This window comes from Synechococcus sp. H60.3, assembly GCF_047462295.1.
Taxonomy (GTDB): domain Bacteria; phylum Cyanobacteriota; class Cyanobacteriia; order Thermostichales; family Thermostichaceae; genus Thermostichus.
Genome location: NZ_JANSIY010000001.1, coordinates 67,560 through 75,016, shown reverse-complemented (window position 1 = coordinate 75,016; position 7,457 = coordinate 67,560). Strand labels below are relative to the sequence as shown.

Genomic DNA, 7,457 nt, shown 5'->3' with positions numbered 1-7,457 from the left:
TAACTAGACTAGGAACTAGAATAGACTCAGAATCAACAGCGGCCTATTTTTGGCTGTTGAGAAAGCTGAATCAAATCTGAGGCATTAAAGTTACGGGATGTTGTCTTGAGTTCTGCTGCTATGACCACGGAAGCTCCCACTCGACTGGCTCAGCAGTCGTCTCCGTCGAGAACCCGGGTTCGTCAGCCCTACCCCCACTTCAAGGTGATCGTCTTGGATGACGATTTCAACACCTTTCAGCACGTTACCGAATGCCTGCTCAAGTACATCCCCGGCATGACCCTGCCCTTGGCGCGACAACTAACCGTGCAGGTGGATGCCGAAGGGCAAGCGGTCGTCTGGGTCGGCCCGCAAGAGCAAGCGGAGCTCTACCATCAACAGTTGCTGCGGGAGGGCCTGACGATGGCCCCCCTGGAGCCGGCCTGAAGCACAAGTTGCTCGTAGCTGCGCTCAACGGCGGCCAACAGCTCTGCCTGGCCCCAGCCGGCATATAGGCTGCTGGCAATGGCCAGCCCACCCGCCCCCACCCCCTCCTTGACATAGCCTCGCTCGTAAGCCTGTAAGGGGGCGTAGCGGCTCTGGGCAAAGCTCAGTTGGGTAGCCAAAAGGGGGGCAGTTCCCAGCAACTCGGCCAAGGCCACCGTATTGCCGGAGGGATCCTCGGCCACCCAGCGGGTGGTGCCTACCACTACGTTCTCTGGGGGCCAAGGGATCCCTTGCTCTTCCCCCCAGCGCCGCATCAGGGCCAGCACCGCCAGCATCTGGGTGCCGCCCGCCAGCAGCACCGGCCCCCGCTGGGCTGCCGCCATCGCCAGTCCGGCCACAAAGGGCTGCATCGGATCCCCCACAGCGGCCACCACCTCTGGCGCTGTAGCGTTGGGCGAGAGATGGGCCAGACCTTGCCGCGCCAAGGCCAGCTTTTGGGCGTGGTTACAGACCGGGTGGCTGCTGTTGACCATGCCCTCTGCTTGCCAGCCCAGCCCCAGCAACACCGCCAGTGCCGTGGTGGTGCCCCCTGCCACACATTCGCCGATGACGCAGTAGCTCGACTCCAGCCGGGATCCCCGCTCGTACCCCTCCTGCCACAGGGATCCCACCTGTTCCAGAGATAAAGCCTGCCCTGTGCTCAAGCAGCGGGCCATCCCCCTGGCGCTTACCGTTTCTGCCCCCGGCAGCGGCTCCGGCAAACCACAGTCGAACACGCGACAGGGGATCCCCAACTCCCTCAGGACGGCGCGGCTGATCACCACCGGTGAAGGATAGCCATCGGGAGAGGTGGGCAAGCGGTGAGAATAGCCCCCCAGCAGCACCTCTCCATCGGCAAGGGCCGTGTAGCGCCGCAAGGAGGGCGTGGCGCCAGCAGCAGAGATGCCTGGAACAAGAGCCGTTTCCGTAAACCCCAGGCAGGCCAAAAACAGCGGTCGGGATCCCTGCACCCGTTGGCACCACTGCCGGGCTAAAGCCGGCTGCGTGTAAGCCTTCACACCAGGAAAGGGGAACATAGCAGAGAGCGGGGCAGACAGGCCCAAACTCCATTCTCCACCCAAGCGAAGGGCGGGATCCCGTACTGGCCGGAAAACGGCAGGGACTGCGCCCCCCAGCCCGATCGGATAGGATAGGTATACCCAATACAGTTTATGCAGAGCAAACCGAAGGCCATGAGTTTTTTCGACTCGGAGATCGTCCAAGAAGAAGCCAAGCAACTGTTTCAGGACTTCCAAAACCTGATGCGACTTGGCGAGCGCTACGGCCAATTCGACCGGGAAGGCAAAAAAATCTTCATTGAGCGAATGGAAGAATTGCTGGAGCGCCAGCGCATTTTCATGAAGCGGCTGGAGCTCTCCGACGACTTTATGGCTCAGATGACCATCAAACAACTGCAAACCCAGCTTGGGGGGTTTGGGCTCTCCCTAACCCAAATGTTCGACCAGATGCACCAGACCCTAGAGCGCATGAAAGCCGAGGCAGACTCTGAGCGTTGACCCCAAAGAATGACCCAGACAAAAGGATCATGTCTTCTTCCCGCCAGACCCGCAACCAGAAATTAATTCTGGAGCTGCTAGAGCAGCGCTCACAGCCCCTTTCGGCGCAAGAGATCTTTTTGGAGTTACGCAATGCCAACCACACGGTGGGTCTGGCCACGGTTTACCGAGTTTTGGATGCTCTGCGCAATGAGGGCAAGCTGCAGGCGGTCAACTTGGGGGATCAGCAAACCTACTATCAGGTTCTGCCCAGCAACGGCCACAACCGCCATCACCTGATCTGCACCGAATGTCGGCGGGTGGTGCCTCTGCCGGATTGCCCGGTGGAAGATCTGGAGGAGCAGCTTGCCAGCCGCTACCAATTTGTGATCGAGTACCATGTGCTGGACTTCTACGGCATTTGCGCCGAATGTCGTGGAAAAGGTGGGCCAAGCCCTGCTTTGCAGAGATCCCCTTGCCGCGAGGCCAAGCCGCAATGATGAACTATCTCTGGACGGTGTTGATCGGGTTGGCAGGTGCCCTGATTGCAGTCAAGCTGAGGCTGCCGGCAGGAGCCTTGGTGGGCTCGATGGTAGCAGTGGGTTTGGTCAATGTTTGGGGGGCGATCCCGATCCCCACTCCCCCAGCCGGGATCCGCTTTGTCATGCAGGTGGTGCTGGGCATCCTTTTGGGCAGCAAGCTCACTGCTGAGACCTTCTTTGCCCTGAAGGATCTGTGGCGACCGGCCCTGCTCTGTACGGTGATTGCGGTGGGCACGGGAGTTTTGTCGGGGTATTTGATCTCCCGTTGGTTGGGCATCGAGCGCCTCACGGCCATCTTGGGCACGGCGCCAGGGGGCATTTCCGATATGAGCTTGATTGCCCTGGACATGGGAGCCCAAACCAGCACAGTGGTGGTCATGCATCTGGCCCGCCTGATCAGCGTCATCGTGGTCGTCCCCTGGGTGGTACGGCTGCTGATCCAGCCGGGCACCAGCTAGGCAAGCCCCTAGAGCTGCAGCAGGGGGTGGGTTAGACTAAGGAGCGATACAGAACTTAACAACCGAACCTCCGCCTTGGAACTTTCCCCTTCTCCACTGACCTACCAGGCCGACGCCGCGGGATCCCCTTGGAGCGCTGCTCTCTGTTCTAACGTCTCCTCTGGCCAAGGCGATTGGTGGCCCCTGCAACTGCATTGGCAGGGGGAGGTAGACCCGCTACAGCCTGAGTTGGTGCAGGTGGATCCCGTGTTGCGCCTGCTGCTCTTGGGGGATGGCTTGACCACCCGCAACCTGGCTGCCTTGACCCAAGAGCCGATTCAGGCCCATCTGCTCGACACGGGCCGGGTCGATTTGCCGGCGGAGCAGAGGGCCGCCCCCCAGTCCATGCAACGGCTGGCCAAGGATTTGGCACGGCTGGGATCCCCCTTGATGCGGCGGCGGGTTTGGCTGTGTGGAGCAACCTCTCAGCAGCCCTTGCTCTATGCCACCTCTTGGTGGAACTCCGACCATCTGGCTCGATACTTGCCCCATCCCAATCTGCCCATTGGTCAAAACCTAATCCAAGAAAAACTGGAGACCTTTCGCGAGTTGCGGCGGCTCTACTACGGCGAAGCCGAGCCCATTGCCCGGCTTCTCAACTGCCCCGGTCCTTTTTGGGCTAGGCACTATCTCCTGTTACACCGGGGCCAGCCTTTGACGGTTATTTACGAGGTCTTTTCCTCCCGCCTGCGGGCCAGAGTCCTGCCTGGCTAGGGCACCCAGCGCACGGCTTGCCGGCGTTCTTTGCTGCCGTTGGCCGATAGCATGCGAGTTGGGCTGGCCGCTAGGAGGGAGAAAGGAGACCAGCAGAAGGGGCAACTGGGGCCGAGAACCTTCTAGGGCGTTGCCCGTGTCGGATGTCTGGGGGGACAGAGGAGGCTGCCAGAGAAGGATCCGCATTGCCGAGAAACTGAGAGGTGCCAACAACAACCGTTTTGCCAGCGACATCCAAACCTTGTGCCGGGCTGAGGGCATTCCAAGGGGCCAAACTTGCCAAACAGAGAGCAGCCCCACTCAAGCCGGCACTCAAGAGAGCAAGCCAAGCAGCAGAGGTCACAGCCGGCTTTGGCAAGGGGGAGGGCTGGGGGAGGAGGCTGAGATGTAGACTCAGCGTTGCTGGCTATTGCTGAGGGACGTGGTATCTCGCTGGGCCAATTGCTGCAACCCTTCGGGGAAGTCGGCAGGCAGACGAGCTGGGTGAATCTCGCGCACCCGCCGACGGTAAGCGGCTTTGATCTCCCCCAGGCTGGCTTGGGGAGAAAGCCCTGGTAGTAGGTGGGGAAACAGGCGGAGGGGCCAGGGGAGACTCGGTAGAGAACCAGGGATCCCTCGCCAGCATATCCTGCCCGTTTTGGGAAAGCTGTTGGATAGGCTTTCCAGGAATCCCATTGATTCTGTCTCCCAGAACAAATTTCTGACCCCGAGGGGATCCCTGTCCTAGAGCTACTATGGAGCTGAGCAAACGGGGTGCTTGAGCGAGGAGAGATGGCTTCAGAGCGTCCAGTTTGGCGGCAGCGGTATCAACTCGAGCGGCGGCTGAGCAAGCGTAGCGGTAGACACACCTACCTAGCGCGGGATCTCCTCACCTCAGAACCGGTTGTCATCAAGCTAATCCTATTCGGGCCGGATTTCAACTGGGCCGACCTGAAGCTGTTTGAGCGAGAAGCCCAGATCCTGCAAACTCTCTCCCACCCGGCCATTCCCCAGTACCGCGATTGCTTTGAAATTGCCCTGAAAGGGGGGCGCGGCCTGGCGCTGGTGCAAAGCTACATCGACGCCCCCTCGCTGCAGGAGTGGATGGAGCGAGGGCGGCGTTTTGCCGAGCCGGAGGTGCGCGACCTAGCGCAAAAGCTGCTGCGCATCCTCATTTACCTCCATGAGCTCCACCCGCCGGTCATCCACCGGGATCTCAAGCCCAGCAACATTCTGTTGGCAGCCGACGGGCAGGTGTACCTGGTGGATTTTGGCTCGGTGCAGGCGGCTGCGCCGCGGGAGCAGGGATCCTACACCGTGGTGGGGAGCTACGGCTACATGCCCCTAGAGCAATTTGGCGGCAGAACTGTGCCTGCCTCCGATCTCTACAGCCTAGGCGCCACGCTGATTCACCTGCTGACAGGCCAGCATCCGGCGGACTTGCCGCAGGTGGGATCCCGGATTGGGTTCGAGCCAGCGGTGCAACTGAGCCCGGCCTTTCGCGACTGGCTGCGCTGGCTGACAGAGCCCTTGGTGGCGAACCGTCCCACTTCTGCCCGGCAGGCCCTGGAGGCGCTGGAGCAGTTGGATCGCCGCCCACTGCCGGTTCCTTCGACAGCAGCCGCGGTTCCCCCTCGACGGCCGGCGGGCAGCCGGATTCAACTGCACAAGTCCGAACAGACCTTTGAGGTGGTGATCCCGGCCAAACGACTTCTCGGCTTGGTTTGTTTGCCTCTCGTCGTTGCCGTCATTGCGCTTGGCTACTACGCTCTTTGTATTGCCGCCTCCACGGTCGGGACAGATGAGGAGGCTATGGAGGTTAGTTTTTTTCTGCTCATGCTGGCCTGTGTGCTCTTCGGGGAGGTGGGGTGGTTGGTGCTCCTGACCCTCTACAGCTTATTCGGCAAGGCTTACCTGTATATCGACAAAGAACGGATCAGCTTAGCCTACGAATTGCTTGGCCTGCGTTTTCATCCAGTTCCCCCTAGTCGGCGATGCTACATTGACCGGCTGGAGCTGATCCCGGGTTATACCCGACGACAATATTCTGGGACCCTGGAAGAGGTATGCCCACAGTTGAACATTTGGGCGGGCAACCGCAAGTACGAGCTAAAGAATCTGCAAGAGCCAGAGCTAGAATGGTTGGCCTCGGAGCTGAGCCGTTGGCTGAAGATCCCGATTGAGCGGCAGAAAGGGTAGTCCTCAATCCAGGTAAGCGCTCAGCTCCTGCTCCAAGGTGGGCAGTTGCACCTCTCCCCGCTCCAGCTCCTCCAGGTCTTGCAGTTGTCTACGCAGGCGGGCAATCCGCTCCCGTAGATACTCTTTGATGCCCTTAGCCCCCAGGCTGAGGCAACTGCGGCAGATCTCGCCATAGATTTGGCCGCGGTCGTTGTAGACCACCGCCAGCAGCACCTGCTGCCCCTTTTTCTGGATCGGGGTGGCCCATCCGCCGCAGATAATGCAGGGCACGCGGCCATTGCCCCCGTAAATGCTGCGTTCCCAGACAATTTTCACGCTCGGCCTCCCTGCAACTGTCGCCCACCAGCATAAAAACCCAGGGGGATCCCTTGCCACCCTAGATCACTTGCCAACTCCCCTCTCCCTCAGGGAGAGGGGTTGGGGGTGGTCGCGTTAGCGGCGCGGAGCGCTTGGGCTGCCTCAGGGAGAGGGGTAAGGGCGGGATCCCTACCATCTAAGCGTTGGGTTGGGTGGGCTGGCTGGGCCGGGAGCGGTCAATGGTGCGGTAGGTGAGGCTGGCTGCTACCTCTAGGGCTTTGGCAGCGTCGCGGAAATAAAATCCCAGCTCCTCATCTTTCTCAGTGCGGTTGGGTTTATTGAACTTGGCCTTGAACTGCACATTGCAATACATGGCCAACCCCACCAAAACCTCTGACAGGCCGTGCTGGTTGATCAGCCGTTCCACATCCGTGAGCAGGCTTTTGATTAGGGCGTCGGCTACTGGCTCTGGCAAACTGTCCAGGTCGTGCATCGGGATTCCTCAGCAAACGAAATGGCAAGCCGGCGGGTTTGGATTCCGGCTCAACTTCTCCTGATTTTCCTGCATCTTTTTGGGAATGCCCAATTCTGTCGCTAACGCTGCTGCCACTGCCGGAGCCACAGGGTGACGAATGGAGGGCTCTCTAGCCACCTGCTCCAGGCGATAGCCATGCTCTTTGGAGCCGGGATCCGCACGCGGTTCAGGCAACTGTGCCGGGGGCAGCGCGAAGCAAGCCGGGCAAAGCGGGCCGAGAACCACTCCCGCATCGTTGAAGAGGTGGCGCACCCGCTTCTTGCCTTCAAACCATCTGCCACAGGCCGCGCAGTAGCAGGCAGGGGTGAAGTGGCAAGCCGTTGCCAAAGGACGCCGTCCCGCTGACGCGATGGATTCGCATAAACCTCCGGAAGGGCGTAGTGTCTCTTTTGAGCCCTCGCTTTTTGGAGCTTCCCCGCAAGGGACAATGCGAAAATAGGCCAAGCGCAGCGTAGAGTGCAGGTTTGGAGTGAAGCCATGCCGGTAGCTTCTGAATACGCCTTTCCTTTCGAGCACCACCAGAAGTTCTCCCTGGATAACCCCACCATCTCTAGCCCTGGCGTCTCCAAACGGGAATACGTGGCCATCAGGGTGTTGCAGGGCATGCTCAGCAATCCCCAAACCGCCATTGGCGATCTCTCGCCTGAGCAGCGACAGGCTTTGGTCTACACGGCAGTGTTGTTGGCAGATGAGCTTTTGGCTGCCCTCGCCACGCCATAGGCATTTCTCTAGT

12 protein-coding genes are annotated in these 7,457 nt (G+C 60.3%); 7 read left to right on the top strand and 5 right to left on the bottom strand.

Features of this window, described 5'->3' with window-relative positions; genetic code table 11:
- The first annotated feature begins 120 nt into the window (after positions 1–120).
- Positions 121–426 carry an ATP-dependent Clp protease adapter ClpS gene (gene clpS / locus NW841_RS00350; RefSeq protein ID WP_414335062.1) on the top strand — a complete coding sequence of 102 codons (306 nt, stop codon included), beginning with the start codon at positions 121–123 and terminating at the stop codon, positions 424–426.
- Here the strand turns inward: clpS and cobT are convergent.
- Positions 375–1,502, bottom strand: coding sequence for a nicotinate mononucleotide-dependent phosphoribosyltransferase CobT (cobT, locus tag NW841_RS00345; RefSeq protein WP_414371119.1), 1,128 nt, complete (start codon positions 1,500–1,502; stop codon positions 375–377). The genes clpS and cobT overlap by 52 nt on opposite strands.
- 156 nt (positions 1,503–1,658) lie before the next feature.
- Here cobT and NW841_RS00340 point away from each other — a divergent pair, with 156 nt between their 5' ends.
- The 4 genes from NW841_RS00340 to NW841_RS00325 all read left to right on the top strand — a co-directional run bounded on the left by NW841_RS00340 (position 1,659) and on the right by NW841_RS00325 (position 3,714).
- A complete protein-coding gene (locus NW841_RS00340) occupies positions 1,659–1,982 on the top strand; it encodes a DUF1825 family protein (RefSeq protein WP_414335060.1) in 324 nt (107 codons plus the stop codon).
- 29 nt (positions 1,983–2,011) lie between these two features.
- A complete protein-coding gene (locus NW841_RS00335) occupies positions 2,012–2,461 on the top strand; it encodes a Fur family transcriptional regulator (RefSeq protein WP_414336590.1) in 450 nt (149 codons plus the stop codon).
- On the top strand, positions 2,458–2,961 hold the full coding sequence (locus NW841_RS00330) for an AbrB family transcriptional regulator (RefSeq protein WP_414335049.1): 504 nt from the start codon (positions 2,458–2,460) through the stop codon (positions 2,959–2,961). The genes NW841_RS00335 and NW841_RS00330 overlap by 4 nt, the downstream gene beginning before the upstream one ends.
- A 75-nt stretch (positions 2,962–3,036) precedes the next feature.
- The gene (locus NW841_RS00325; protein WP_414384893.1) at positions 3,037–3,714 is read left to right on the top strand and encodes a chorismate pyruvate-lyase family protein; all 678 of its coding nucleotides are present in this window, start codon (positions 3,037–3,039) and stop codon (positions 3,712–3,714) included.
- Positions 3,715–4,107: 393 nt separating this feature from the next.
- On the opposite strand, the gene NW841_RS00320 is transcribed toward NW841_RS00325, so the two are convergent.
- A complete protein-coding gene (locus NW841_RS00320; RefSeq protein ID WP_414371035.1) occupies positions 4,108–4,389 on the bottom strand; it encodes a J domain-containing protein in 282 nt (93 codons plus the stop codon).
- Positions 4,390–4,485: 96 nt separating this feature from the next.
- Here NW841_RS00320 and NW841_RS00315 point away from each other — a divergent pair, with 96 nt between their 5' ends.
- Positions 4,486–5,892, top strand: coding sequence for a serine/threonine protein kinase (locus tag NW841_RS00315; RefSeq protein WP_414384891.1), 1,407 nt, complete (start codon positions 4,486–4,488; stop codon positions 5,890–5,892).
- A gap of 3 nt (positions 5,893–5,895) precedes the next feature.
- On the opposite strand, the gene NW841_RS00310 is transcribed toward NW841_RS00315, so the two are convergent.
- From NW841_RS00310 to NW841_RS00300, 3 genes are all read right to left on the bottom strand, one after another.
- The gene (locus NW841_RS00310) at positions 5,896–6,207 is read right to left on the bottom strand and encodes a hypothetical protein (RefSeq protein WP_414371039.1); all 312 of its coding nucleotides are present in this window, start codon (positions 6,205–6,207) and stop codon (positions 5,896–5,898) included.
- Positions 6,208–6,385: 178 nt separating this feature from the next.
- Positions 6,386–6,682, bottom strand: coding sequence for a hypothetical protein (locus NW841_RS00305; RefSeq protein ID WP_414366127.1), 297 nt, complete (start codon positions 6,680–6,682; stop codon positions 6,386–6,388).
- Between the two features lie 9 nt (positions 6,683–6,691).
- Positions 6,692–7,051: a hypothetical protein gene (locus tag NW841_RS00300; protein WP_414371041.1), complete on the bottom strand. Its 360-nt coding sequence runs from the start codon at positions 7,049–7,051 to the stop codon at positions 6,692–6,694.
- Between the two features lie 150 nt (positions 7,052–7,201).
- Between NW841_RS00300 and NW841_RS00295 the strand changes: the two genes are divergently transcribed.
- On the top strand, positions 7,202–7,444 hold the full coding sequence (locus NW841_RS00295; RefSeq protein ID WP_414376229.1) for a hypothetical protein: 243 nt from the start codon (positions 7,202–7,204) through the stop codon (positions 7,442–7,444).
- Positions 7,445–7,457 lie beyond the last annotated feature (13 nt).

Coding starts and splice junctions, on each gene's coding strand:
- NW841_RS00335 (WP_414336590.1), top strand. CDS start 2,012: ATGTCTTCTTCCCGCCAGACCCGCAACCAGAAATTAATTCTGGAGCTG.
- cobT (WP_414371119.1), bottom strand. CDS start 1,502: ATGTTCCCCTTTCCTGGTGTGAAGGCTTACACGCAGCCGGCTTTAGCC.
- NW841_RS00295 (WP_414376229.1), top strand. CDS start 7,202: ATGCCGGTAGCTTCTGAATACGCCTTTCCTTTCGAGCACCACCAGAAG.
- NW841_RS00330 (WP_414335049.1), top strand. CDS start 2,458: ATGATGAACTATCTCTGGACGGTGTTGATCGGGTTGGCAGGTGCCCTG.
- clpS (WP_414335062.1), top strand. CDS start 121: ATGACCACGGAAGCTCCCACTCGACTGGCTCAGCAGTCGTCTCCGTCG.
- NW841_RS00315 (WP_414384891.1), top strand. CDS start 4,486: ATGGCTTCAGAGCGTCCAGTTTGGCGGCAGCGGTATCAACTCGAGCGG.
- NW841_RS00305 (WP_414366127.1), bottom strand. CDS start 6,682: ATGCACGACCTGGACAGTTTGCCAGAGCCAGTAGCCGACGCCCTAATC.
- NW841_RS00320 (WP_414371035.1), bottom strand. CDS start 4,389: ATGGGATTCCTGGAAAGCCTATCCAACAGCTTTCCCAAAACGGGCAGG.
- NW841_RS00340 (WP_414335060.1), top strand. CDS start 1,659: ATGAGTTTTTTCGACTCGGAGATCGTCCAAGAAGAAGCCAAGCAACTG.